18 protein-coding genes and 3 tRNA genes are annotated in these 26,001 nt (G+C 40.3%); 7 read left to right on the top strand and 14 right to left on the bottom strand.

Annotated features, from left to right (window positions below; translation table 11 throughout):
• Window positions 1-67 precede the first annotated feature (67 nt).
• The 8 genes from F8B77_RS11815 to F8B77_RS11780 form a co-directional block, all read right to left on the bottom strand.
• Window positions 68-160: transfer RNA gene (locus F8B77_RS11815), tRNA-Ser, on the bottom strand.
• A gap of 67 nt (window positions 161-227) precedes the next feature.
• Window positions 228-304 (bottom strand) — tRNA-Arg (locus F8B77_RS11810).
• Window positions 305-357: 53 nt separating this feature from the next.
• Window positions 358-450, bottom strand: a tRNA-Ser gene (locus F8B77_RS11805).
• Window positions 451-664: 214 nt separating this feature from the next.
• Window positions 665-862, bottom strand: coding sequence for a carbon storage regulator CsrA (gene csrA, locus F8B77_RS11800; RefSeq protein ID WP_005417777.1), 198 nt, complete (start codon window positions 860-862; stop codon window positions 665-667).
• Between the two features lie 81 nt (window positions 863-943).
• Entirely contained in the window at window positions 944-2,113 is a 1,170-nt protein-coding gene (locus tag F8B77_RS11795; RefSeq protein WP_151655493.1) for an aspartate kinase, read from the bottom strand.
• Window positions 2,114-2,125: 12 nt separating this feature from the next.
• Window positions 2,126-4,705: an alanine--tRNA ligase gene (gene alaS, locus F8B77_RS11790; RefSeq protein WP_151655492.1), complete on the bottom strand. Its 2,580-nt coding sequence runs from the start codon at window positions 4,703-4,705 to the stop codon at window positions 2,126-2,128.
• 245 nt (window positions 4,706-4,950) lie between these two features.
• Window positions 4,951-6,000 (bottom strand): recombinase RecA, encoded by a 1,050-nt coding sequence (gene recA / locus F8B77_RS11785; protein ID WP_151655491.1) that lies wholly within the window; start codon window positions 5,998-6,000, stop codon window positions 4,951-4,953.
• A 142-nt stretch (window positions 6,001-6,142) separates the two neighbouring features.
• A complete protein-coding gene (locus F8B77_RS11780; protein ID WP_151655490.1) occupies window positions 6,143-6,640 on the bottom strand; it encodes a CinA family protein in 498 nt (165 codons plus the stop codon).
• A gap of 140 nt (window positions 6,641-6,780) precedes the next feature.
• Here F8B77_RS11780 and mutS point away from each other — a divergent pair, with 140 nt between their 5' ends.
• The 5 genes from mutS to F8B77_RS11755 all read left to right on the top strand — a co-directional run bounded on the left by mutS (window position 6,781) and on the right by F8B77_RS11755 (window position 14,548).
• Window positions 6,781-9,315 (top strand): DNA mismatch repair protein MutS, encoded by a 2,535-nt coding sequence (mutS, locus tag F8B77_RS11775; RefSeq protein WP_208846140.1) that lies wholly within the window; start codon window positions 6,781-6,783, stop codon window positions 9,313-9,315.
• Between the two features lie 251 nt (window positions 9,316-9,566).
• Window positions 9,567-11,243: an AMP-binding protein gene (locus F8B77_RS11770; protein ID WP_151655488.1), complete on the top strand. Its 1,677-nt coding sequence runs from the start codon at window positions 9,567-9,569 to the stop codon at window positions 11,241-11,243.
• Window positions 11,244-11,666: 423 nt separating this feature from the next.
• The gene (codB, locus tag F8B77_RS11765; protein WP_151655487.1) at window positions 11,667-12,908 is read left to right on the top strand and encodes a cytosine permease; all 1,242 of its coding nucleotides are present in this window, start codon (window positions 11,667-11,669) and stop codon (window positions 12,906-12,908) included.
• 10 nt (window positions 12,909-12,918) lie between these two features.
• Entirely contained in the window at window positions 12,919-14,196 is a 1,278-nt protein-coding gene (locus F8B77_RS11760; RefSeq protein ID WP_130046838.1) for a cytosine deaminase, read from the top strand.
• 112 nt (window positions 14,197-14,308) lie between these two features.
• A complete protein-coding gene (locus F8B77_RS11755) occupies window positions 14,309-14,548 on the top strand; it encodes a VF530 family protein (protein ID WP_130046839.1) in 240 nt (79 codons plus the stop codon).
• A 120-nt stretch (window positions 14,549-14,668) separates the two neighbouring features.
• Here F8B77_RS11755 and fusA read toward each other — a convergent pair whose 3' ends face one another.
• Entirely contained in the window at window positions 14,669-16,753 is a 2,085-nt protein-coding gene (gene fusA, locus F8B77_RS11750; protein WP_151655486.1) for an elongation factor G, read from the bottom strand.
• Between the two features lie 194 nt (window positions 16,754-16,947).
• Window positions 16,948-18,333, bottom strand: a complete 1,386-nt coding sequence (gene radA, locus F8B77_RS11745; RefSeq protein ID WP_151655485.1) for a DNA repair protein RadA — start codon at window positions 18,331-18,333, stop codon at window positions 16,948-16,950.
• Between the two features lie 117 nt (window positions 18,334-18,450).
• Between radA and F8B77_RS11740 the strand changes: the two genes are divergently transcribed.
• Entirely contained in the window at window positions 18,451-20,796 is a 2,346-nt protein-coding gene (locus tag F8B77_RS11740) for a PilZ domain-containing protein (RefSeq protein ID WP_151655484.1), read from the top strand.
• Window positions 20,797-20,858: 62 nt separating this feature from the next.
• Here F8B77_RS11740 and serB read toward each other — a convergent pair whose 3' ends face one another.
• The gene (gene serB / locus F8B77_RS11735) at window positions 20,859-21,827 is read right to left on the bottom strand and encodes a phosphoserine phosphatase (RefSeq protein WP_167512812.1); all 969 of its coding nucleotides are present in this window, start codon (window positions 21,825-21,827) and stop codon (window positions 20,859-20,861) included.
• Between the two features lie 133 nt (window positions 21,828-21,960).
• Here serB and F8B77_RS11730 point away from each other — a divergent pair, with 133 nt between their 5' ends.
• Complete coding sequence (locus F8B77_RS11730) at window positions 21,961-22,557, top strand: YtjB family periplasmic protein (RefSeq protein WP_151655483.1); 597 nt, start codon at window positions 21,961-21,963, stop codon at window positions 22,555-22,557.
• A gap of 52 nt (window positions 22,558-22,609) precedes the next feature.
• On the opposite strand, the gene deoD is transcribed toward F8B77_RS11730, so the two are convergent.
• The 3 genes from deoD to deoA all read right to left on the bottom strand — a co-directional run bounded on the left by deoD (window position 22,610) and on the right by deoA (window position 25,960).
• On the bottom strand, window positions 22,610-23,326 hold the full coding sequence (deoD, locus tag F8B77_RS11725; protein WP_060992425.1) for a purine-nucleoside phosphorylase: 717 nt from the start codon (window positions 23,324-23,326) through the stop codon (window positions 22,610-22,612).
• A 71-nt stretch (window positions 23,327-23,397) separates the two neighbouring features.
• Entirely contained in the window at window positions 23,398-24,618 is a 1,221-nt protein-coding gene (locus tag F8B77_RS11720; protein WP_151655482.1) for a phosphopentomutase, read from the bottom strand.
• A gap of 10 nt (window positions 24,619-24,628) precedes the next feature.
• The gene (gene deoA, locus F8B77_RS11715) at window positions 24,629-25,960 is read right to left on the bottom strand and encodes a thymidine phosphorylase (RefSeq protein WP_151655481.1); all 1,332 of its coding nucleotides are present in this window, start codon (window positions 25,958-25,960) and stop codon (window positions 24,629-24,631) included.
• Window positions 25,961-26,001: the final 41 nt, after the last annotated feature.

The following is a 26,001-nucleotide window of genomic DNA, read 5'->3' as shown; positions in this document are numbered from 1 at the left end:
GCTGAGCTACTAGCGCACACTCATTCTTTTATGTTTTTGCTGATGTAAAATCAACAGAAACAAATAATGGCGGTGAAGGAGGGATTCGAACCCTCGATGCGGCTATAAACCGCATACTCCCTTAGCAGGGGAGCGCCTTCAGCCTCTCGGCCACCTCACCGTGTAAATTTGCTTATAGTCATCTACTAAATAACTATGTTATTGATAATCACTTACCAATGAAAGAATGGTGCGCCAGGGAGGATTCGAACCTCCGACCGCCTGGTTCGTAGCCAGGTACTCTATCCAGCTGAGCTACTAGCGCACAATAATTCTTTTTTCTTCTTGCTGACCATAAAGATCAACATGAATCAATAATGGCGGTGAAGGAGGGATTCGAACCCTCGATGCGGCTATAAACCGCATACTCCCTTAGCAGGGGAGCGCCTTCAGCCTCTCGGCCACCTCACCGTCTTGAGGAGGCACATATTACGGTTTACCAAAAATATGTCAATGACTTTCTTAGTAAAAAATAACGTTTTTTGTTTAACAGCCTATGAAATGACCAAAGCGAACAAAAATAAAACGTTATCCCTAGTTTGCGCCTTTTATTTTGTTTATTTTTACTCATAAATGCTAAATAAAAACAAACAAGGTCAACACTGTTAACCCTATTCATACGAAATTAAAAGTTACCTTGCGATGCTGCAGGTGTACCTTTTTCCGCTTGAATGCGCATATAAATTTCTTCACGGTGTACAGATACTTCTTTAGGTGCATTAACACCAATGCGTACTTGGTTACCTTTAACGCCTAGTACAGTAACTGTTACTTCGTCACCAATCATAAGAGTTTCACCTACACGGCGAGTCAAAATTAGCATTCGAATGCTCCTTGAGTTATCTCAGTTTTATAATAAATGTATGTTTTGTCCGTTATCGCTTATTTTCATAAACGTCTTTGCTCAAGAAACAGCGATCATAAGGTCATTATCTTGTGATTGCTCTGTAATAACAAACGTTTTATGTAAAATATCTGCCGCTCGTTCTAAATCAGCTTGATTCACGATAACCGAAAAACTTTTAGGCGCTATACTATGCTGATAAATATCAACAAAATTAGCCATTAGTTGATTGCAAGCAGAGTCTGCCATCCCTTCAACCTTATCTCCAACTAACGTCAGAATTGATAAGCTACTAATATTGCGTATTTTTGTGCTAAATGCCAGTTTCAATTGTAAAAAAGCCGCTTTTGGCACAACAATTTGAAAACAATCACACCTTTCAATTAACACAGGGTACTGTTTACGTAAATCAATCAACTCTTCTTCTAAAAAGCCATTACACTCTATTAGGAGTAAATCCTGCTTAAGCGCTAAACCAGTTACCCCTTTGCTCTCTACCGGTTGTTCACAAATCAGTGTCCCTTCACCATCATCAAATGATGATAATACCCGTAAGGTAACCGATGAATTCCAGGCGTGAGCGACAGAATGCTCCTGTAATACTTTGGCTCCAGACTTTGCTAATAAGTGCATATCTGAAAAAGAGATTTCTTTTAAACGACGTGTATTAGATACAAATCGAGGATCTGAAGAATACACACCATCAACATCAGTAAATATTTGGCACTCATCTGCATTTAATGCAGCAGCTAAAGCAACCGCCGTGGTATCTGAGCCGCCTCTTCCCAATGTCGTAATGTTGCCATTCTTATCTCGCCCCTGAAAACCAGCAACAATAACAATATAACCTTTATCTACCCACTGAGTTATTAAATCGGTTTCAATATGCTCAATAGTTGCATCATTAAATCTATTGTTAGTGTAGATTCCAGCCTGATCAGCCGTTAAAGAAATAGCTTTAATGCCCTTTTGATTTAAAGATAGGGCTAATAACGCGATAGAAACTTGCTCGCCAGCAGAAAGCAACATATCTAATTCACGTGGTTCTGGAACCTCGCTCATTTGATTTGCCAAATTCATTAAACGATTGGTTTCACCCGCCATAGCAGAAACAGCAACAACAACATCATGTCCTTGCTGCTGGGTTGAAATGATGCGTTCAGAAACAGATTGGATCCGCTCAACGGATCCAACTGATGTACCACCATACTTTTGTACGATTAATGCCACCGATACGACCTATTACAGACGCTCAGTTAGCCAAGCTTCAACGGAAGCTAGTGCTGCAGGTAATGCATTAGCATCAGTACCGCCAGCTTGAGCCATATCAGGACGACCGCCGCCTTTACCACCAACTTGTTGTGCAACCATATTCACTAATTCACCCGCTTTCACTTGGCCAATAAGATCTTTAGTTACGCCAGCAATTAAACCAACTTTACCGTCATTCACATTACCTAACATGATAACGCAGCTACCAATTTGATTTTTAAGCTCATCGACCATGCCACGAAGCGCTTTACTCTCTGCACCATCTAACTGAGCAATAAGCACTTTTGTTCCGGCAATGTCTTGAACTTGATTGATCAGATTTGCACCTTCTTGAGACGCTAGCTTATCTTTAAGCTGTTGGATCTCTTTCTCAAGTTGTTTTGCTTTTGATACAGCTTCATTCAGCTTTTTATCTGCTGATTTTTGTTGTGCTTCAATCGCGTCTAATGCTGCTTCACCAGTAACGGCTTCAATACGGCGGATACCTGCAGCAATACCACTTTCTGACGTAATTTTAAATAAGCCAATATCACCAGTGCTTGATGCATGAATACCACCACACAATTCAGTTGAGAACTCCCCCATAGAAAGAACACGAACTTCATCGTCGTATTTCTCACCAAATAGAGCCATTGCGCCTTTTTCTTTCGCTGCATCAATGTCCATTAGATTTGTTTCAATCTCATGGTTTAAACGCACTTGCTGGTTAACAATACGCTCAACTTTACGTAATTCTTCAGCTTTTACGCCTTCAAGGTTAGAGAAGTCAAAACGTAAACCTTCCGCCTTAACTAATGAGCCTTTTTGAGTTACGTGCTCACCGAGTACTTCACGAAGTGCTGCGTGTAATAAGTGAGTTGCTGAGTGATTTAAAGTAATCGCAGTACGACGAGCTTCATCAACTTGGGCCATTGCACTATCAGCCGTTGATAATACACCTTCAACTAACTTACCGTGGTGACCAATTGCATTACCTACTTTTTGAGTATCAGTAACAACAAACTTACCCGCTTCAACAGTAATGATACCGGCATCACCAGATTGACCACCTGACTCAGCATAGAATGGTGTTGCATCTAAAATTAGAATCGCATCATCACCAGCAGAAAGAGTCTCAACGGCTTCACCTTCGCGGAAGATTTCTAATACCGTTGCTTTTGCTTCAGTCGAATCATAACCGTGGAATACTGTTTCAGATTCAACTTTGATCACTGCATTATAATCAGTACCAAATTGACCCGCTTCACGAGCACGTTGACGTTGTTCTTCCATCGCTTTTTCAAAACCATCTTCATCGATAGTTAATTCACGCTCACGAGCAACATCATTGGTTAAATCAGCAGGGAAACCGTAAGTATCATAAAGTTTAAATACTGTTTCACCATCAAGAACCGTACCGTCAAGGTTATCTAACGCTTCGTTTAGAATTACCATTCCACGCTCTAGTGTGCGACCAAAGTTTTCTTCTTCAATCTTAAGAACTTTTTCAACTAGCGCTTGCTGTTTTTTCAGCTCTTCACCAGCGGTTCCCATGATCTCAGCCAATGGACCAACTAATTTATAGAAGTAAGAGCCTTTAGCACCTAACTTGTTACCGTGACGTACCGCACGACGAATAATACGACGTAATACGTAACCACGACCTTCGTTTGATGGCATAACACCATCAACAATTAAGTAAGAACAAGAACGGATGTGATCAGCAACAACACGTAGAGATTGGTTTGAAAGATCATCGTAACCAACTACTTTTGCTGTTTCTTTAATTAGTGTTTGGAAGATATCAATTTCATAGTTTGAGTGAACGCCTTGCATGATTGCTGCAATACGCTCAATACCCATACCTGTATCTACTGATGGCTTAGGAAGCAGTTCCATTGTACCGTCTGCTTGACGGTTGAATTGCATAAATACGTTGTTCCAAATCTCAATGAAACGGTCGCCATCTTCTTCAGGAGAACCTGGACGGCCACCCCAAATGTGCTCACCGTGATCGTAGAAAATCTCAGTACAAGGACCACAAGGACCAGTATCACCCATCTGCCAGAAGTTATCTGATGCGTAAGGTGCACCTTTATTGTCACCTATGCGTACGATACGATCTGCTGGAATACCCATTTCTTTATTCCAGATTTCGAAAGCTTCGTCATCAGTTTCATAAATAGTGACTAATAAACGGTCAGCTGGCAGTTCTAGACGCTCTGTTAGAAACTCCCAAGCATACTTGATTGCATCTTGCTTGAAGTAATCACCAAAGCTGAAGTTACCTAGCATTTCAAAGAAAGTATGGTGACGAGCAGTAAAGCCTACGTTTTCTAAATCGTTATGCTTACCACCAGCACGAACACAACGTTGAGCCGTTGTTGCACGAGTATAGTTACGTTTTTCTGAACCTAGGAAACAATCCTTAAATTGGTTCATACCTGCGTTGGTAAATAAAAGAGTTGGGTCATTTGCTGGAACTAGAGAAGAACTCTCAACAATTTGGTGTCCTTTGCTTTCAAAAAAAGCAAGAAACGCACGGCGGATCTCGTCAGTGCTCATATACATGTAGGTATTCCTGATTGAATCGTAGGTTAACTCACTCTTGTACTCAGTTAAGACAAGCAGTGTTTTTTAGACAGAATTTCGAACATTGTATACGCAAATGCAAGCGAAATATAGATAAGTAAAGTGATCAAATGAGGAATAAGGAGGGTTTTAGAATATCACTGATAGATTCTCAATAAATAGAAACAAAAAAGCCAAACACTGTGGTTTGGCTTTTGTCTGCATTTATTTTCAAAGAAAGCGATTTAGAACTCTTCGTTTTCTTCTACTTCAGAAGTCACATCTGGCCTTTCTGGCTGATCTTCTGCTGGAGTCAGTAACAGCTCACGTAATTTAGCGTCTAGTTCCGAAGCAATGGCTACGTTATCACGCATAAACTTAGAAGCGTTTGCTTTACCTTGACCAATCTTGTCGCCGTTATAGCTGTACCAAGCACCCGCCTTATCAACTAATTTATGCTTAACACCTAAATCAATTAATTCACCTTCGCGGTTAAACCCTTTTCCGTATAAGATTTGAGTTTCAGCTTGCTTAAATGGTGCTGCAATTTTATTTTTAACAACTTTAATGCGTGTTTCGTTACCAATCACTTCGTCGCCATCTTTTACTGCGCCTGTACGACGAATATCAAGACGAACTGATGCATAAAACTTAAGTGCATTACCACCCGTTGTGGTCTCTGGGTTACCAAACATCACACCAATTTTCATACGAATTTGGTTGATGAAGATAGCCATACAATTTGATTGTTTTAGATTACCCGTTAACTTACGCATTGCTTGAGAAAGCATACGTGCCTGAAGACCCATGTGGCTATCGCCCATTTCACCTTCAATTTCAGCTTTTGGTGTTAACGCAGCAACCGAGTCAATAACCATTACATCAACAGCACCAGAGCGCGCTAACGCATCACAGATCTCTAGAGCTTGCTCACCCGTATCAGGTTGAGAAACTAATAATTCATCAATGTTTACGCCAAGTTTTTTAGCATAAACAGGATCTAGAGCATGCTCAGCATCGATAAAGGCACATGTTTTACCCTCACGCTGTGCTGCAGCTATTAATTCAAGAGTTAATGTTGTTTTACCTGAACTCTCAGGACCGAAGATCTCAACGATTCGACCCATTGGTAAACCACCAGCACCAAGTGCAATATCAAGAGATAAAGAACCAGTAGACACAGTCTCAACATCCATTGTGCGGTTATCGCCCAACTTCATGATTGAACCTTTACCAAATTGTTTTTCAATTTGACCTAATGCGGCGGCCAGTGCTTTTTTCTTGTTATCGTCCATCTTGATTCTCCAGTTACTCTAGATCACGTAATCAGTTAATAACCAGTAGTATACTGTCTATTCATACAGTGTCTATAGGCTTGTATCATTTTTTCTTTAACTTTCGATATAATTTCGACTAAATAACACTTAACCTTCTGAATTAGTTAAGATCTAACAAACGATTCTTTAATGTGAGAAATGCATATTTGATCGCACTTTTTCTAATATCACAGCGTTCACCAGTAAAATATACAGTAGTTTCATAATGCCAGTCATGTTTATCAGCAAAGCCAAAACAAACGGTCCCAACAGGTTTTTCATCACTCCCACCACCAGGGCCAGCAATACCACTAATTGAAACCGTAATATCAGCGTTACTGTGCACCAAAGTACCTTTAGCCATCTCTTTTACTACGGGCTCACTCACAGCACCAAAACGCTGTAATGTCTCTAAACTAACGCCCAGTGATTCGTTTTTTGATTCATTACTGTAAGTAACAAAACCACGCTCAAACCAAGCGGAACTTCCTGCATTTTCTGTCGCGCAGAAAGCCACCCCCCCACCAGTACAAGACTCTGCACATGCCATGGTCTTACCTTGTTGCATTAATAACTCACCAACTTTTTGGGCAAGTTGCATATTTTTCACCATATCCATTAGATTCTTTCCATCTTGATTCGAATTTTATCCATTCTATCTTTGATTGCTGCTTTGATTCACGTATTCTTAGCAACAAATATTTTCTACACTCATTAGGTCTCGTTGTGGCAACAAAATCAACTGAAAAACACACCCCAATGATGCAACAGTACTTGCGTTTAAAATCTGAAAACCCGGATATTTTACTGTTCTATCGTATGGGCGATTTTTATGAGCTTTTCTATGATGATGCGAAACGAGCCTCTCAACTGCTTGAGATCTCTTTAACTAAACGAGGCTCTTCTGCAGGCGAACCTATCCCAATGGCAGGCCTTCCTTACCATGCTGTTGAGGGCTATTTAGCCAAATTAGTTCAGCAAGGTGAATCGGTTGCGATTTGTGAGCAAGTGGGTGACCCAGCGACGAGTAAAGGTCCTGTTGAGCGTAAAGTTGTTCGTATCGTTACCCCTGGTACTGTAACTGATGAAGCGCTTCTTCCTGAACGTTTTGATAACTTAATTGCCGCTATTTATCATCATAAAGGCCATTTTGGTTACGCTACATTAGATATCACCTCTGGTCGTTTTAAACTCTCAGAGCCAAATACTGAAGAAGCGATGCTTGCCGAGCTGCAACGTACAGCCCCAACTGAGCTGTTATTCAGTGAAGATTTTGAACCAGTTCATTTATTAGAAAAAAGAAATGGTAATCGTCGTCGCCCAGTATGGGAATTTGAGCTTGATACTGCTAAACAACAGTTAAACCAACAATTTGGAACTCGCGACTTGGTTGGCTTTGGGGTTGAAAAAGCTGAATTTGGTTTATGTGCTGCTGGCTGTCTTATTCAATATGTAAAAGACACTCAACGTACTACTCTGCCTCATATTCGCTCCATCGTAATGGATCATCAAGATGACTCAGTGATCCTAGATGCGGCGACACGTCGAAATCTTGAAATCACCCAAAATTTAGCGGGTGGATTCAATCATACGTTATCAGAAGTACTTGATCATACAGCAACCGCAATGGGTAGCCGTCTGTTAAAACGCTGGTTACATCAACCTGTTAGAACACATGATGTATTAAACCAACGTCTTGATGCTATTGGGGAATTAAAAGATGAAGCGCTATTTAACGAACTGTCTCCACAGTTAAGAAACATTGGTGATGTAGAACGTATTCTCGCTCGACTTGCATTACGCTCAGCTCGACCACGAGATCTTGCTCGCTTACGTAATGCACTGCAACAGTTACCAGAACTAGCTCAAACCGCACAAGAATTTAAGCAAACTCATTTACAAAACTTAGCTCAACTAGCACAACCAATCGATTCAATTTGTGAGCTTTTAGAGCGTGCAATAAAAGACAACCCTCCAGTGATCATTCGTGATGGTGGTGTTTTAGCTGATGGTTATAACGAAGAGCTCGATCAATGGCGAGATCTAGCCAATGGTGCAACTCAATATTTAGATAAGCTAGAACAAGAAGAACGTGAACGTCACGGCATTGATACATTAAAAGTCGGTTATAACAACGTACATGGCTTTTATATTCAAATCAGTAAAGGGCAAAGTCATAAAGCACCCGCACATTATGTTCGCCGTCAAACATTGAAAAATGCTGAACGTTATATCATTGCTGAATTAAAAGAGCATGAAGATAAAGTCCTAAGTTCAAAATCTAAAGCACTAGCAATAGAGAAAAAGTTATGGGAAGAACTATTTGATCAACTTCTTCCACACTTAGAACAACTTCAATTAATGGCGAATGCGATTTCAGAGTTAGATGTACTGAGTAACTTAGCAGAACGTGCGGACACCTTGAATTATTGTCGCCCTACACTATCTTCAAGTATTGGTATGGAAATAAAAGGGGGCCGTCACCCTGTTGTTGAGCAGGTAATGACAGACCCATTTATTGCCAACCCAATCAATTTAAATGATGACCGTAAGATGCTGATCATTACCGGGCCTAACATGGGTGGTAAATCGACCTATATGCGTCAAACAGCACTCATTGCATTAATGGCTCATGTTGGCTGTTATGTCCCTGCTGATTCAGCAAAAATAGGTCTGCTCGATCGTATCTTTACACGTATTGGCGCCTCGGACGACCTAGCGTCTGGGCGCTCAACTTTCATGGTTGAAATGACAGAAACCGCGAATATCCTTCATAATGCCACCAAGTATAGTCTGGTACTTATGGATGAGATTGGTCGTGGCACAAGTACTTATGATGGTTTATCGCTAGCGTGGGCAAGCGCAGAATGGCTAGCAACAAAGATTAACGCCATGACTTTATTTGCCACGCATTATTTTGAGTTAACTGAATTACCTAATTTATTTAATGGCTTAGCGAATGTACACCTTGATGCCGTAGAGCATGGCGATGAAATTGCCTTTATGCACGCAGTTCAAGATGGTGCCGCAAATAAATCTTATGGTCTTGCTGTCGCTTCTTTAGCGGGTGTTCCAAAAACCGTTATTAAGAAAGCAAAACTAAAACTTCAGCAACTTGAAAGCGCTAAAAATACATCAGTATTACCACCAAGCGCGCAAGTGAAAGAAGAACATCAACTCTCTTTGATCCCAGAACCAAGCGAAGTTGAAGAAGCGCTATCTAATGTAAATCCGGATGATTTAACACCACGCCAGGCATTAGAAGAACTATATCGCTTAAAAGCTCTTCTATAACCAAGAAACAGTACTAAACCCCAAAGCCTGCTTATGAACTGTTATAGGCGGGCTTTTTTATATTATTTTTGAAACCCTCGAATTATACTAGTTCCAATAATGATCATCTAATTAACCACATTGGTATTAGTGCAAATACTCACTTATAAAGTTCTCATTATTTTGATTAAAATTTGACTGAATCATTAAAAGGATATTTAATTAACATAAAATTAACAACGAATAATAACGATAAACCGCAGGATGCCCCTATGAGCCAATCAGTATTAAACCACAATACAAACCCACAACTTCCTCACCAAGCAATGCTTGAATGGGCCGAAAAAAAACCTAATGACGTTTTCCTTCGTCAGATTAAAAATAGGCAATTTGTGGATTACACTTTTTCTGAAGTGGCTGATAAAGCACTCCGCCTAGTGACATCCTTGCAAGAGTTAGGCGTTAAACCAAAAGATAGGGTTGCTTTAATTTCGAAAAATTGCGCTGAATGGTTTATTACGGATCTCGCTTTAATGCTCGGTGATTTTGTCAGTGTTCCTATTTTCCCAACAGCTGGCCTTGAAACAATTGAACACTGTTTAACTCACAGCGAAAGTAAAATCCTTATCGTAGGAAAACTTGATGATGTTAACGCCACTCAAAAAGCGATGGAAAACCTTCCAGAGATAAACACCATTGCTTTTAATTATGACTCTGCCGCAAAATGCCAATATCAATTTGATGAACTAATTCAACAATACCAACCATCCGAGTTTAGGCCCGAGCATGATAACAATACCCTAATGTCAATTGTTTATACCTCAGGAACTTCTGGATTACCAAAAGGGGCAATGCTCACCTTTGGTGGATTTAGTCATTCATCAAAACACCTTATTAATCATATTGGTATACAAGCAGGCGATCGTCTATTTTCTTACCTGCCTCTTGCTCACATTACTGAACGTGTATACATCCTAGGTTCTGCTTTTTTTGGTGGTATCCAAACCGCTTTTCCAGAGTCACTCGATACTTTCATTGATGATGTAAAAATGCATCGCCCTACGCTATTTATTTCAGTACCAAGGTTATGGACCGTATTCCAACAACGAATTCAAGATAAGCTACCGCAGAAGAAGCTAAACATTTTACTGAAGATCCCTTTTGTTAACGGGTTAATTAAACGCAAGCTGGCAGATGGTTTAGGGTTAGACCAAGCTCGTGTACTAGGGTGTGGCTCTGCACCAGTCTCCGCAGGATTATTAAAATGGTATGAAAGTATTGGATTAAACATAACCGAAGCATGGGGAATGACTGAAACCTTTGCCTATAGCACATTGAATTATCCTTATCGCTCCGATAAAGTCGGCAGCGTTGGATCTGCAGGCCCTGGCGTTGAACTCAAAATTGCTAACGATGAAGAAATATTAGTAAGAGGCGATGGGCTTTTTGCTGGTTACTATAAAAATGATGAAGCAACAGCAGAAAGCTTTAATAACGAAGGTTGGTTACATACCGGAGATATTGGCTCTATTGATTCTGAAGGTTATTTAACCATTCAAGGTCGTAAAAAAGACACCTTTAAAACCGCAAAAGGAAAATTTGTTGCTCCTGTTCCTATTGAGAAACGTATTTTCGATCTTAGCAATTTAGAAATGATGTGTCTTATTGGCTCTGGCCTACCCGGACCTATTTTACTCGCCATTCCACATGCTTACCCTAATTTTGACCAAGCACGTTATGAGCGCACAGCCCTTAAAAACTTAGAGACAATTAACAGTGGATTAGAGTCTCATGAAAAACTAAAAGGGATATTAATGATCAAAGAGCCGTGGTCAATTGAGAATGGTATTTTAACCCCAACATTAAAAATAAAACGCCATATTTTAGAAAAGAAATACCATGAATTCGCATCATCATGGCCTAAGGATAAAAAAATAATATGGGAATAACCCATAAAAAGCCTTAGTTAACAAAAATAAATAAAGCTCTAAGTAAACTATCGACCTCAAACATGCAAAATTATATGTTTGAGGTTTTTTTTTGCTCGAAAAATCTCAACCTGACCCAACTCAGATAAATAATGAGATAAAAAACCTTATTTACAGATTCAAATTAGACGTTTATTTAAATTAAATGCATTTAAGTCCAATTATCTACCAAAAAAGACTTTTTCATACCCATTCTATAAAAACAATCGTTTGCAATTGAGATAATTATAATCAATAAAAATTACAAATAATTATAATTCAACAACTTAAATTACAAACCAAATAAAATAACAACTTCGTTATTGACATTATTGTTATTCCATTTAGACTCCTGTCCGTTTATCAAAAAACTGACCAGAAAATCAAGACAGATGAGGAACGGATATGTCGAATGACAATGATTACAGCTTGAGTGCTGTGCCTAAAACCGCAAGAAAAGGTGCGGTTTCCCTGACATTAGTAATGCTAGGGTTAACCTTCTTTTCTGCAAGTATGTGGACAGGTGGCTCTCTTGGCACTGGGCTCTCTTTTGATGACTTCTTCCTCGCTGTTCTTATTGGTAATTTAATCCTCGGTATTTACACTTCTTTTCTTGGCTACATCGGCGCTTCAACTGGTCTCTCCACTCATCTTCTCGCTCGTTTCTCTTTCGGTTCTAAAGGCTCATGGATCCCATCTCTTTTACTTGGGGGTACTCAAGTTGGTTGGTTTGGGGTTGGTGTCGCCATGTTTGCAATTCCAGTTCAAAAAGCCACTGGTATTGACACCAATGCATTAATCGTAATTTCAGGTCTATTAATGACCGTTACCGTTTATTTTGGCATTTCAGCATTAATGGTTCTCTCCATGATTGCGGTTCCAGCTATCGCAGTACTTGGTGGTTATTCAGTATTGACTGCCGTTGACAGTATTGGTGGTGTAGCTGAACTACAAAAAATCCAACCGACTGAACCAATGGATTTCTCAATTGCACTTGCGATGGTTGTAGGCTCTTTTGTAAGCGCTGGTACATTGACTGCTGATTTTGTGCGATTTGGTAAAAAGCCGATGGGAGCCGTAGCCATTACTATGATTGCTTTCTTTATTGGTAACTCACTGATGTTTATCTTTGGTGCAGCAGGCGCTTCTGTGACTGGCCAGTCTGATATTTCAGAAGTAATGATAGCTCAAGGTTTATTGATTCCTGCCATCATTGTGCTAGGGCTAAACATTTGGACAACTAACGATAATGCACTATATGCCTCAGGTCTCGGGTTCTCGAATATCACTGGTCTACCAAGTAAATACATTTCAATGTTAAATGGCTTAATTGGTACTGTGTGCGCCCTATGGTTGTATAATAACTTTGTTGGATGGCTAACTTTCTTATCTGTCGCTATTCCGCCAATTGGCGGCGTTATCATCGCTGATTTCTTTATGAACCGTAAACGCTATATGGATTTCGAAAACGCCAAATTCAAAACGATTAATTGGGCGGCTATTATTGCGGTTATTATTGGTGTTGCTGCTGGTAATTTCCTACCAGGTGTTGTACCTGTAAATGCTGTGTTTGGTGGCGCACTAAGTTACCTACTACTGAACCCTCTTTTAAACAAAGAAAAAGCCTCTGAAACAGAAGCTGCATAGAAGAATTCTTATGACTGATTTATTAATTAAAAACGTAACATTACGAGATCAAGAAGGGTTATTCCAAATCTTAATCCAAGATGGTCAATTCAATAAAATCGCTTCAAATGAAGAACAACTTTCCTACTCAGGCAAGGTACTAGATGCGGAAGGCGGTCTTGCTAATGCGCCCTTTTGTGAGCCTCACGTTCATTTAGATACAACTCAAACTGCTGGCGAGCCAAGTTGGAATATCTCAGGAACCCTTTTTGAAGGTATTGAGCGCTGGTCTGAACGTAAGCAACTGCTAACCATTGAAGATGTTAAGAGCCGTGCCAAACAAACACTTAAATGGCAAATTGCTAACGGTATTCAGCACGTTCGTACTCACGTTGATGTTTCTGATCCAACATTGATTGCCTTAAAAGCAATGCTAGAAGTTAAGGAGGAGATGAAAGAATGGGTCGATATTCAAATCGTTGCTTTTCCTCAAGAGGGCATTCTTTCTTATCCAAATGGTAAAGAGTTACTAGAAGAAGCCGTACAACTTGGTGCTGATGTTATTGGTGCCATTCCACACTTTGAATTCACTCGTGAATACGGCGTTGAATCTTTACATTACGTTTTTGAATTAGCACAAAAGTACGACCGCTTGATCGATGTACATTGTGATGAAATTGACGATGAACAATCACGCTTTGTAGAAACACTTGCCGCTCTAGCTCATAAATTTAATATGGGTGAAAAAGTCACAGCAAGCCATACAACAGCGATGCACTCTTATAATGGCGCTTATGCTTCTCGCCTCTTTCGTTTATTGAAAATGTCAGGTATCAACTTTGTTGCCAATCCATTAGTGAATATTCACTTACAAGGCCGCTTTGATGATTACCCTAAACGTCGCGGTATTACCCGCGTAAAAGAGATGCTTGCCAGCGATATCAACGTCTGTTTTGGTCATGATGATGTATTTGACCCATGGTATCCACTAGGTACTGCCAATATGCTACAAGTTCTGCATATGGGGCTGCATGTTTGCCAAATTATGGGGTATGACCAAATCAACCAAGGGCTTGACTTAATCAGCTACAAGTCAGCACGAACCCTGAATATTCAAGATAATTATGGCATTGAGGAAGGCAAGCCAGGTAACTTAATTATTTTACCTGCAGAAAATGGTTTTGATGCATTACGTCGTCAAGTACCTGTTCGTTACTCGATTCGCCAAGGTAATGTAATTTCAGAAACGCAACCAGCAACAACAATCATTACTTTAGATGAATCAGAAGTGGTGTCATTTAAGCGTTAATTGGAAACTAAATAATCAAATATACATGGGAGCCTATTATGCTCCCATTTTTTATGAATATCTTTAAGGGTGAATGCTATACTTACCCTAATTCAAGAAAAATGGCGATATTATGACACAGCAAAATAACCCGCTTCATGGCGTAACCTTACAGGCAATCTTAACTGAATTAGTGGAGCACTATGGATGGGAAGAACTAAGCTACATGGTTAACATTAATTGTTTTAAATCTGATCCAACCATTAAATCGAGTTTGAAATTTTTAAGAAAAACCGAGTGGGCGCGAGTGCGGGTAGAGAATATCTATTTAAAACTTCAACGTCATAAAGAAAAAGCAGAAAAATTAAATTAATCTGAATAATACCAATCTACATAAGTATTTGATCATTCTTACTTGTGAAAATCGATTAAAAACAAAAAGCCCCGCAAGTAAACTTGCGGGGCTTTTTTAATTAAAGAGCGTTAGCCAGAATTACTTCTTAGCGTTAGCTTCTTTAACGTCAGCAATTACTTGCTCTGCTACGTTCATAGGACAAGGTGCGTAGTGAGAGAACTCCATAGAGAACTGACCACGACCAGAAGTCATTGTACGTAGTGAACCAATGTAACCAAACATTTCTGAAAGAGGGATGTCAGCTTTAACACGAACACCTGTTACGCCAGCCATTTGGTCTTTGATCATGCCACGACGACGGTTAAGGTCACCGATTACATCACCAACGTGATCATCTGGAGTGAACACGTCTACAGCCATGATTGGCTCAAGAAGTTGTGCACCAGCTTTTGGCATAGATTGACGGAATGCACCTTTCGCTGCGATTTCAAATGCTACTGCAGATGAATCGACTGCGTGGAAACCACCATCTAGAAGTTCGATTTCAACGTCAAGAACAGGGAAACCAGCAAGAACACCAGTCTCCATCATGCCTTTGAAGCCTTTCTCGATTGCAGGCCAGAATTCTTTAGGAACGTTACCGCCCACAACAGAAGACTTAAACGTAAAGCCAGAACCAACTTCACCTGGTTTCATAACGTAGTCGATCTTACCGAACTGACCTGAACCACCAGATTGTTTCTTATGCGTGTAGCTATCTTCAACAGGTTGAGTGATAGTTTCACGGTAAGCAACTTGAGGTTGACCAACAGTTAGGTCCACACCGTATGTACGACGAAGGATATCAACTTTAATGTCTAGGTGAAGCTCACCCATACCTTTAAGGATTGTTTCGCCAGTTTCTTCGTCAGTTTCAACTTGGAAAGATGGATCTTCTGCAACCATTTTACCGATCGCGATACCCATTTTCTCAGTACTGCCTTTATCTTTAGGCGTTACAGAGATTGAGATTACTGGTACAGGGAATACCATTGGCTCAAGCGTTACTGCGTGCTTAGGATCACACAGAGTATGACCAGTTTGCACGTTTTTCATACCAACGATAGCGATGATATCACCAGCTTGCGCGTAAGTTAATTCGTTACGATCGTTCGCTTGCATCTCAACCATACGGCCAACACGCTCAGTTTTACCTGTGAACGAGTTAAGGATTGTGTCACCCTTGTTTAGTTTACCAGAGTAAATACGTACGAATGTTAGTGCACCAAAACGGTCATCCATGATTTTGAATGCTAGCGCTTTGAATGTTTCGTCTACAGAAACGATAGCGTGTTCGCCAGTCTCTTCGCCTTCTTCGTTCATTAGCGGTTGAGGATCTACTTCTGTTGGAGAAGGTAGGTAATCAACTACAGCATCAAGAACAAGTTGCATACCTTTGTTCTTAAATGCAGAACCACAGAATGCTGGGAAGAAGTCCATTGTGCGCGTACCTTTACGGATACATGCTTTTAGTTGCTCGATAGATGGCTCTTCGCCTTCCATGTAAGCTTCCATTAGATCGTCGTCTTGCTCTACAGCAGTCTCAACTAGCATCTCACGGTATTCTTCTACTTGATCAACCATGTCCGCAGGAACATCAGTGATTTCGAAGTTTTCTGGAAGACCAGAATCATCCCAAATGTGTGCTTTACGAGTTAGAAGGTCAACAACACCAACGAAATCGTCTTCGATACCAATTGGTAGAACCATGACTAGTGGGTTAGCACCTAGTACGTCTTCAGTTTGCTTAACAACACGGAAGAAGTCAGCACCCATACGGTCTAGTTTGTTAACGAAGATGATACGAGCAACTTCTGATTCGTTCGCGTAACGCCAGTTAGTTTCTGATTGAGGTTCAACACCACCAGAACCACAGAATACACCGATACCACCGTCAAGTACTTTAAGAGAACGGTAAACTTCTACTGTGAAGTCAACGTGTCCCGGAGTATCGATAACGTTAAAACGGTGATCTTTCCAGAAACAACTTACAGCTGCTGATTGGATAGTAATTCCGCGCTCAGCTTCCTGTTCCATGAAGTCAGTCGTAGATTCGCCATCATGTACTTCACCAGTTTTGTGGATCTGACCAGTAAGTTTTAGGATACGCTCAGTTGTGGTAGTTTTACCCGCATCAACGTGCGCGAAAATACCAATATTTCTGTATTTAGATAAATCAGTCATTGTTTTACTCTATTAATAGGATAGAAAATGCGCGCAGAGTATAACACAAACTGCCAATTGGTACATGCTTTGTTCTATTTTTGGATAGAATTTAGCCCAAATAAGCTCTGCGTACGTTCTGCTTGAGGAAATTATAGATGAAATTACACGATTTCAAATAAAAAATCGGAAAAAATCAGTAATAAATTCAATCTTTATAATTCATCAAAAGCATCAATTGCTTCAGATAATTTTTTTACACCATGTATTTGCATGCCTTCAATGCCACCTTTAGGCATATTAGCCACTGGGACAATCGCTTTTTTAAAACCATGTTTATAGGCTTCCATTAAACGCTCTTGCCCACTTGGTACTGGGCGGATCTCGCCAGCAAGGCCTATTTCACCAAACACAACAACATCCTTTGCTAATGGTCGTTCTTTAAAGCTGGATAACAGTGCAATAATTAACGCCAAATCCGCGCTGGTTTCAGCCACTTTAACGCCACCGACTACGTTAACAAAAACATCTTGATCTGCCATTTGCAAACCTCCATGTTTATGCAATACCGCAAGCAACATCGACAATCGATTTTGATCTAAACCCACCGATACACGTCTCGGATTTGAAAGTTGAGAATAATCAACCAGCGCTTGTATTTCAACTAGTAATGGGCGTGTCCCCTCCCATACCACCATCACTGAGCTGCCAGAAGTTTCTTCTTCTCCACGAGATAAGAAAATCGCTGATGGATTACTCACCTCTTTCAGTCCTTGTCCGGTCATAGCAAAGACACCTAGCTCATTCACCGCGCCAAAACGGTTTTTATGGCTGCGAAGCGTTCTAAAACGACTATCAGCGCTACCATCAAGTAATACGGAACAATCAATAATATGCTCTAATACTTTAGGCCCTGCTAAAGTGCCATCCTTGGTTACATGGCCCACTAAGAAAATGGCCACATTATTTTGTTTTGCGTATCGAGTTAAAGCGGTTGCTGACTCACGAACTTGTGCGACACTGCCTGGTGATGATTGAACATCCGCTACGTGCATGACCTGAATTGAATCAATAACCATGATTTTCGGTTGCTCTTTTTCAGCGACCTGACAAATCTTATCAATATTGGTTTCGGACAACATTTTTAAGTTATCTTTTGGTAACCCAAGACGGGAAGCTCGCATAGCTACCTGCTGTAACGATTCTTCACCAGTGACATATAACGTTGGCATTTCAGTGGCTAATCGACACATTGTTTGCAAAAGCAGTGTCGATTTGCCCGCCCCAGGATTACCACCAATTAAAATTGCAGCACCAGGAACAATCCCACCACCTAAAACACGGTCGAACTCCTTAAATGAGCTACTAAATCGAGGGACCTCTTGTAGATCAATACTCGATAACGTTTGTACTTCGGAGTCTATCGCTGCCCCTGCATAACCACCTCCAGACAGTCGTTCATTTCGAGCCACCTGTGGAGAAGCGGCCAATCGAACCTCTGTAATCGTGTTCCATGCCCCACAAGCATTACACTGGCCTTGCCAACGAGGAAAGTCTGCTCCACAATCATTACAAACATAGGCGCGTTTTGCTTTTGCCATATATCACCGACATATAAATAGTTAAAGTGATGGGTATTACTATTTAACGTATAGTGTTAAATATTTAAGCAACTCTGCCGATAACCCCATTAGATTGTTATTACTGTACCAGAAATCATGCAGCAAGAAGAATATCAAAGCTACGTAGAACAACTTATCCCTGTATTTGGCGAACCAGATTTTGAATTGGTTTGTAATCAAGTCATGGCTCATGAACACGCATCAATTAATTTAATCGTCAAAATTGAGTTGAAGCGTATCATGACGCCTTGTAAAAAAAGCATTGATTTACGGGGGAGAGTAAAAGGGCAATGCCATCAATACGAACTAGATGGCTATACTCATTGGTTAGATGATGTCGCCATAAATACCTACCATAAAAGCATTGAACGTTATGGCAGCTATACCGAAGGTGTATGGGAAGCATTAACCAATACACGAAATAATTTTCGCGTTTTACATAAAAATAAAGAACTGATTTCAACATCTGAAGATAAAAACGATGACGGTTTATTTAAAACCAAACTAATTCGTTTTGGTCATTATCTAACACGAAGTGAAAACCGTTTACGCATGTCAACGCAAGTTACCGTACTTCTACCAAATGGCAATCTAATTCATGGTACGAGTAGCGATCTTTCCTCTTCTGGTGCCAAAATCAAAGTTCCTGCCGCTTTCGAATATGGTTTAGGTCAAATTGTTCAAGTCAGCTTCCCTACTCTTGCAAAAGAAACAGGCATTAAAGATCTTAATGGTGATTTCCCATATCGAATTCTTGGTATTCATGACAGTGAAGAAAGCGACAGTTATCGTTGGTTGCGCCTTAAAATGGAAGCTAACCACAATATTATCTCTATCGCCATTGATGAAAAGCTGAATAAAAATAAACGTCGAACTCTGCACGATCAAAAAGATCAAGTTGTCCGCGTACGAACGCAAGGGTACGAGCACTGTTTTTTACGTCATACCACTAACATCCCGTTATTCTTCTCTGGTGATGTCTTAAAATATGCTATCCTTACCGATCATAATGAATCCCTTTGGAAGCACTGGCATGACGAAAAGAACCAACCAGTAATAAATCACCTATTTAAAGCTGAGCGTATGCAGTTTTTAACCAAGCCAGGGTTAAAAGCCAGTCGAACACATTTTTACAGTTTTAAACATGATCATGAAGATAGAGAACTTTTCTATTCAATGATGTCTTCAGAAGGGACTCAGCAGGAACGCCTACTATTCTGGCATATTGGTGCTAAACGAAAGAGCTGGAAGGTGATCCGCCTTTCTCTTTTTGAACTAGAAAAAGAAGACAAAGAACGCCTGCTTACCGTTGCTCCTGAGATGGAAGGCGTACTTTCGACTCTAACGCACATGGGGATCTTAACAGAGATCAGCTTACCCGATACACAGAAGGATTATCTCTTAACAGATAAACCAGCACTTGCGCCTAAAGAATTAAACCCATATCGTCATGCCACGGCACCAATCAGCCAAGCGCATGCACTTTATTTTGATTCAGCACCTCGTCGAACAGAGCCTAGGTTTAACTATCAAACTCTCGTGACCTTACATCACCCTCAGCTTGGCGATGTGACAGGAAGAACATTAGATATATCAATAAATGGACTCTCAATTCAATTAGATAAAGCGGTGCAACTGACAAAAAAATCAGACGTAAAAGTAACATTTAATGATTTGCAGAGTTTAGATAAAAATACGCCACTAAGTCGCATTGGATATCATGTATTAAAAGTCGCTTCTAATGGTATTAATATCCAGCTTCATATTGAAGACAGCTTAAAAACCCAAAAAAGCAAAGCATTTTTAAGCCGCTTAATCGAGCATAATATTGAAAGATTACCGATGGATTATGAGCAACTTCCATCCATGGAGATGCTGAAAATTATGCATCAATTATTGCTTAATAAACTAACGACAACACCTTTTTTTATCGAAAAAGATAACCATAAAATTAAGACTCGTTGTATTGGGGTTAACTTCCCTCTCAACCGCCTAAATAAGATTTGGCAGCATTTAGGGGATGAAAACACCCTCAATTTAGAACCGATTTTTAAAACAAGGGTACGTCAATTGCTGGTTGAACCATTAAAAACACCCGCAAATCAACGTTCGCATCATCACGAAATCTACCTTGCGGTTGTGATTAAAGATGGGAAGATCAAATCTGTTTTCACTCGCATGCTGCAGGAATTCAGTTCATATAACGATCGCTTAACTTTTATAAAGAAAGCAAAAGAACATGGTGAATTTTTAGCTATCAGAGTGACTACTACAGCGGTTAAAAATCCATTATCAACCACATCAGAGAGTGAGTTGAGTCAACTTGCACAGCATGCAATTCACTATGCTCGAGCACTTGAAAATGAATTATCAAGTATTGTCGGCTGTGGTGAAATCGCTGATATTACTGATGAAGTATTAATTCGACTTGAGTTAGGGTAAATTCTATCTCATTTATTGTTTAATAAAGCCGATAATACATCGGCTTTATTATTTGCTTATGTTTACCAGCTCAATTTTTTATTCAGTAATAAAGATACTGACAATATACAAGCAACGCCACCTAAATCAGCATGACGAATGGCTGCTTGAGCTTGTTGTTGAACTTTAGGTTTGGCATGATAAGCTATCCCAAGACCAGCAGCCTCCATCATTACCAGATCATTGGCTCCATCACCAACGGCAACGGTATTGCTTATCTCAATATCATATTTATCTGCTAACTCGACTAAAATCTCAGCTTTAGTTTCAGCACTAACAATGTCACCTAACACTCTCCCTGTGAGCTTACCGTCTACGATTTCTAGTTGATTTGATTGTGCGTGTATTAAATTTAATTCGTCTTTAAGATAATCCGAAAAATAAGTAAAACCACCAGAGGCAATAGCAGGTTTCCAACCGTATTTATGCATGGTAGCAACCAACTCTCTGATTTCATTCATAAAAGGCAAGTCTGACTTTACTTTAGCTAAAATAGCTTCATCAGCTCCGGCTAAGGTTCCTACCCGCTGAATTAAGCTCTCTTTAAAATCAAGCTCTCCTTGCATTGCGCGCTCGGTTACTTCTGAAACTTGTTTTCCAACACCTGCTAATTTGGCGATTTCATCAATGCACTCAATTTCTATTGCTGTTGAATCCATATCAAATAAGATAATTCCAGGCTTTGATAAATCAGGAATATCTTTAACTTCAGCGTAATCTAACTCTAGTGCATCAAGAATCGTTTTATGTTCAGGCGTCATTTCACCTGCCATCGCTGCGACATCATAATGCCCAACTTTCCAAGTCGCGAGTACTAAACTTTGCTCGCCAATAAAGAAGTCAATATGTTGAAAGTGATGTTGCGATAAATGGGAACTATATACAATCCACCTAGTCTGTTTTAGATCCAATTGGGTGATTTCTTGAGTTGATGAGAAACGCTTTAATAGGGGTATATTTTTCTTAATTGAGAATGGGGTTATTATATCCATGATTCGTATCCTTACTAATCCTATCTCAAAAATACCGATTGCAGAGCAGATGAGCAAGAGCCAAACAACATAAACTGCTATTTTTATGTAAATTGAGTATAATTCCCCTATTCTAATTTGCATGGTGATCTCGATGCTTTCTCAAAATTTTATTGTAAAAAGCCTAATGCTAATTTCCCTTCTTGCATTCAGTTACTTTATCTTAATCAACAGTACCGTTATCAGTGACAATAACCAAATTATCCAAAATAAGCAGCTGCAAGATCTTAGTCGTACTATGGTACGCCAAGCTGCTCTCTTTTCTGTTGAGAATATAAAACAAGACAATCACGAAGGCTTACTGCAACTGGCTAATAATTTAGCCACAGAACCTCTCGTATTTGATGCAACAATATACGATGCAGAAGGTGGGATCCTAGCCAAAAGTGATAATGCGCTGACTGCTTCACAAATTACAGGGTTATATACGCCACTCTCTATAGATGGTATTGGTCGCCAACAGTTAATCGAACCGATAATCAAAGAAGATCGTTTACTTGGCTTTCTTCGAGTCACCTTTGAGAAGTCGACACTGACAGGGTTTGCTAATCACCATTACCGTAAAAGCGATCGCTTAATGTTTGGTATGTTAATAATCAGTTTAGTTTCAGGGATGATGATTATGGCTTTATTACGAAAAAAAGAGCGTTCGAGTAAACCAGTTACCACATTATTTGGTGGTAAAGCATAAAAAGAAAGGCGATGAAGTTACCCTCATCGCCTTTTTATTTCTAAATATTTTACTACTTGTCGCCAAGCAGTACCGAATCTAGTGCAATTAACATCATTTCATCAAATGTCGTTGCTCGTTCATCAGAGGTTGTTTGCTCACCGGTTTTAATATGATCCGATACGGTACAAATTGCTAATGCTTTTGCTCCGTATTCCGCAGCCACTCCGTACATGCCCGCCGCTTCCATCTCTACGCCTACGATGCCGTATTTGTCCATTAGATCAAACATGCTTGGATCTGGTGTGTAGAACAACTCAGCAGAGAAAAGGTTACCTACTTTTACATCGATGCCACGCGCTTGAGCAGCTAGCTCTGCATTACGAACCATTTCATAATCAGCAATCGCTGCAAAGTCATGGTCTTTAAAGCGGATGCGGTTCACTTTTGAATCCGTACATGCGCCCATACCAATGACTACATCACGTAACTTAATGCCTTCATTAACCGCACCACAACTACCAACACGGATCACTTTTTTAACGCCGAAATCTTTTACTAACTCAGTCATGTAGATTGAGCATGATGGGATACCCATACCGTGGCCCATAACTGAAATCTTACGACCTTTATAAGTACCTGTAAAACCGTACATGTTACGAACATCACATACTTGCACTACATCATCAAGGAATGTCTCAGCAATGTATTTTGCTCGGATTGGGTCACCAGGCATCAGTACTACGTCTGCAAAATCACCCATTTCAGCATTAATATGTGGAGTAGCCATAATTTATATCCTTGCTTATTTAACTGTAAATAGAAAAAAGCAGTAGAGAGAGCTCTACTGCTTATTATTTTTTATAGGAACGATTTACCATATTCCATATCAGAGGTTTCAAAGTACTCTGCTAAGGTTTGACCAATATCGGCAAATGTATCACGACGGCCTAATGAACCCGCTGGTACTTTATGACCATAAACAATGACTGGAATATGCTCACGAGTATGATCCGTACCCGGCCATGTTGGATCACAACCGTGATCCGCCGTTAAAATAAGAATATCGTCTTCTTGCAGCATATCCATGATTTCAGGAAGGCGACCATCAAAGTACTCTAACGCAGCTGCATAACCTGCAACGTCACGACGGTGGCCATACGCTGAATCGAAATCTACGAAATTTGTAAATACGATGGTGTTATCACCTGCTGTTTCAATTGCGTCTTTAGTCGCATCAAACAGCGCAGGAATACCTGTCGCTTTGGTTTTCTTAGTAATACCGCAGCCAGCATAGATATCAGAGATCTTACCAATTGAGTGAACTTGTCCGCCTTTTTCATCCACTAATTTTTGTAAGATAGTCGCAGCTGGTGGCTCAAGAGATAAGTCACGACGGTTACCTGTACGTTCAAATTGACCTTTACCAGAGCCAATAAATGGACGAGCGATCACTCGACCAATATTGTAATCTTCAAGCTCTTCACGAGCAATCTGACAAAGCGTTAGCAAATTATCTAAACCAAATGTCTCTTCATGGCAGGCAATTTGGAATACGGAATCGGCAGAGGTATAGAAAATAGGCATGCCTGTTTTCATGTGCTCTTCGCCCAAATCATCAAGTACTTGAGTTCCTGAAGCATGGCAGTTACCTAGGTAACCAGAAAGATTTGCACGAGCAAGAATGCGATCAGTCAGTTCTTTAGGGAAGCTGTTTGTTTTATCAGAAAAGTAACCCCAATCAAACAATACTGGAACACCGGCGATTTCCCAGTGACCTGAAGGCGTATCTTTACCTGAAGACAATTCAGCCGCATGACCGTAAGCACCAATGATCTCAGCGTTCGCATCTAAACCTGCGGCAAATTGACCTGTAGACTCTTTACCTGCCATCGCTAAACCAAGTTTAGAAAGATTTGGAAGAGTTAAAGGTCCTTGACGATTACTGTTGTCAGCTAGGCCTTTATCACACTGCTCAGCAATATGACCCATAGTATCTGAACCTACATCGCCAAATTTTTCAGCGTCGCCTGCGGCACCGATACCAAATGAATCTAGTACTAAAATTATTGCACGTTTCATGTTTTCTTCCTTACACATCTTCAGGGCGAATTTTGCGATAAACTTCCGGAGTCATTTCTGGTTGTTCTTCACTAATCACGATTGCTGCTTTTACCGCATCCGCGGCTTGTTGCCATTGTTCTTCACTGCGAGCATGGATCATCGCTAGTGGTTGTTCTGTATCTGCTGTTTGACCAAGGCGGATCATATCACTTAAACCAACCGCATAATCAATCGTATCGGTTGCAACACGACGGCCACCGCCCATACCTACCACGACCATACCCAAATCACGAGTATCCATTGCATTAACAAAACCGGCTTTATCTGCAAATACTGGTTTAATAATTTGTGCGCTTTCTAAGTGGTTATCGTAATTTTCAATAATGTCACTTGGACCACCAAGACCAAATACCATTTTACCAAAGCATTCTGCTGCTTTGCCATTATCTAATACCGTCTGTAATTTAGCTCGAGCTTCTTTTTCATCTTTTGCTAAGTTAGCAATGACTAGCATCTCAGCACATAGTGCCATCGTTACTTCGTATAAACGAGGATTACGATATTCACCAGTTAAGAAACGAATCGCTTCACGTACTTCTAATGCATTACCGGCTGTCGAGGCCAATACTTGGTTCATATCAGTAAGCAGTGCAGTTGTCTTAGTTCCAGCTCCATTTGCTACTGCTACGATAGATTTTGCTAACTCTTCAGATGCTTCGTAAGTTGGCATAAATGCACCAGATCCTACTTTAACATCCATAACTAACGAGTCTAAACCCGCGGCTAATTTCTTAGATAAGATAGAGGCCGTGATCAATGAAATATTATCAACCGTTGCTGTTACATCACGAGTCGCATACACACGTTTATCAGCCGGCGCTAAATCACCTGTTTGGCCAATAATCGCCACACCAGCTTCTTTAGTTACTTTTCCAAAAATCTCATTGCTTGGCATAATGTTGTAACCAGCAATAGATTCAAGTTTATCCAGAGTACCGCCTGTATGTCCTAAGCCACGACCAGAGATCATTGGAACATAACCACCACACGCAGCGACCATAGGACCAAGCATCAATGAAGTCACGTCACCAACGCCACCTGTTGAATGCTTATCAACAATAGGTCCGTCAAAGTTCATGTGACTCCAATCAATCACCATGCCTGAATCACGCATTGCACACGTTAATGCGATACGTTCTGGCATTGTCATTTCATTAAAGTAGACCGCCATTGCAAAAGCTGCAATTTGACCTTCAGACACGGTATTGTTTGCAACCCCTTGAATAAAGAAGTTAATTTCTTCTGTTGTTAGTACTTTATTGTCACGTTTTCTGCGAATAATCTCTTGTGGTAGATACATTAGTGCCTCCCCAATCTTGGTTGGGTAATTTATATAGGTAG

The sequence above is a fragment of the Aliivibrio finisterrensis genome (assembly GCF_008933155.1).
GTDB classification, from domain to species: domain Bacteria; phylum Pseudomonadota; class Gammaproteobacteria; order Enterobacterales; family Vibrionaceae; genus Aliivibrio; species Aliivibrio finisterrensis.
This window is presented reverse-complemented; position numbering and strand designations above follow the sequence as displayed.

Bases quoted from the DNA above. Each gene is read 5' to 3' on its own strand.
- csrA (WP_005417777.1), bottom strand. From the start codon at position 862: ATGCTAATTTTGACTCGCCGTGTAGGTGAAACTCTTATGATTGGTGAC.
- alaS (WP_151655492.1), bottom strand. From the start codon at position 4,705: ATGTATATGAGCACTGACGAGATCCGCCGTGCGTTTCTTGCTTTTTTT.
- recA (WP_151655491.1), bottom strand. From the start codon at position 6,000: ATGGACGATAACAAGAAAAAAGCACTGGCCGCCGCATTAGGTCAAATT.
- F8B77_RS11780 (WP_151655490.1), bottom strand. From the start codon at position 6,640: ATGGATATGGTGAAAAATATGCAACTTGCCCAAAAAGTTGGTGAGTTA.
- mutS (WP_208846140.1), top strand. From the start codon at position 6,781: ATGATGCAACAGTACTTGCGTTTAAAATCTGAAAACCCGGATATTTTA.
- F8B77_RS11770 (WP_151655488.1), top strand. From the start codon at position 9,567: ATGAGCCAATCAGTATTAAACCACAATACAAACCCACAACTTCCTCAC.
- codB (WP_151655487.1), top strand. From the start codon at position 11,667: ATGTCGAATGACAATGATTACAGCTTGAGTGCTGTGCCTAAAACCGCA.
- F8B77_RS11760 (WP_130046838.1), top strand. From the start codon at position 12,919: ATGACTGATTTATTAATTAAAAACGTAACATTACGAGATCAAGAAGGG.
- F8B77_RS11755 (WP_130046839.1), top strand. From the start codon at position 14,309: ATGACACAGCAAAATAACCCGCTTCATGGCGTAACCTTACAGGCAATC.
- fusA (WP_151655486.1), bottom strand. From the start codon at position 16,753: ATGACTGATTTATCTAAATACAGAAATATTGGTATTTTCGCGCACGTT.
- radA (WP_151655485.1), bottom strand. From the start codon at position 18,333: ATGGCAAAAGCAAAACGCGCCTATGTTTGTAATGATTGTGGAGCAGAC.
- F8B77_RS11740 (WP_151655484.1), top strand. From the start codon at position 18,451: ATGCAGCAAGAAGAATATCAAAGCTACGTAGAACAACTTATCCCTGTA.
- serB (WP_167512812.1), bottom strand. From the start codon at position 21,827: ATGGATATAATAACCCCATTCTCAATTAAGAAAAATATACCCCTATTA.
- F8B77_RS11730 (WP_151655483.1), top strand. From the start codon at position 21,961: ATGCTTTCTCAAAATTTTATTGTAAAAAGCCTAATGCTAATTTCCCTT.
- deoD (WP_060992425.1), bottom strand. From the start codon at position 23,326: ATGGCTACTCCACATATTAATGCTGAAATGGGTGATTTTGCAGACGTA.
- F8B77_RS11720 (WP_151655482.1), bottom strand. From the start codon at position 24,618: ATGAAACGTGCAATAATTTTAGTACTAGATTCATTTGGTATCGGTGCC.
- deoA (WP_151655481.1), bottom strand. From the start codon at position 25,960: ATGTATCTACCACAAGAGATTATTCGCAGAAAACGTGACAATAAAGTA.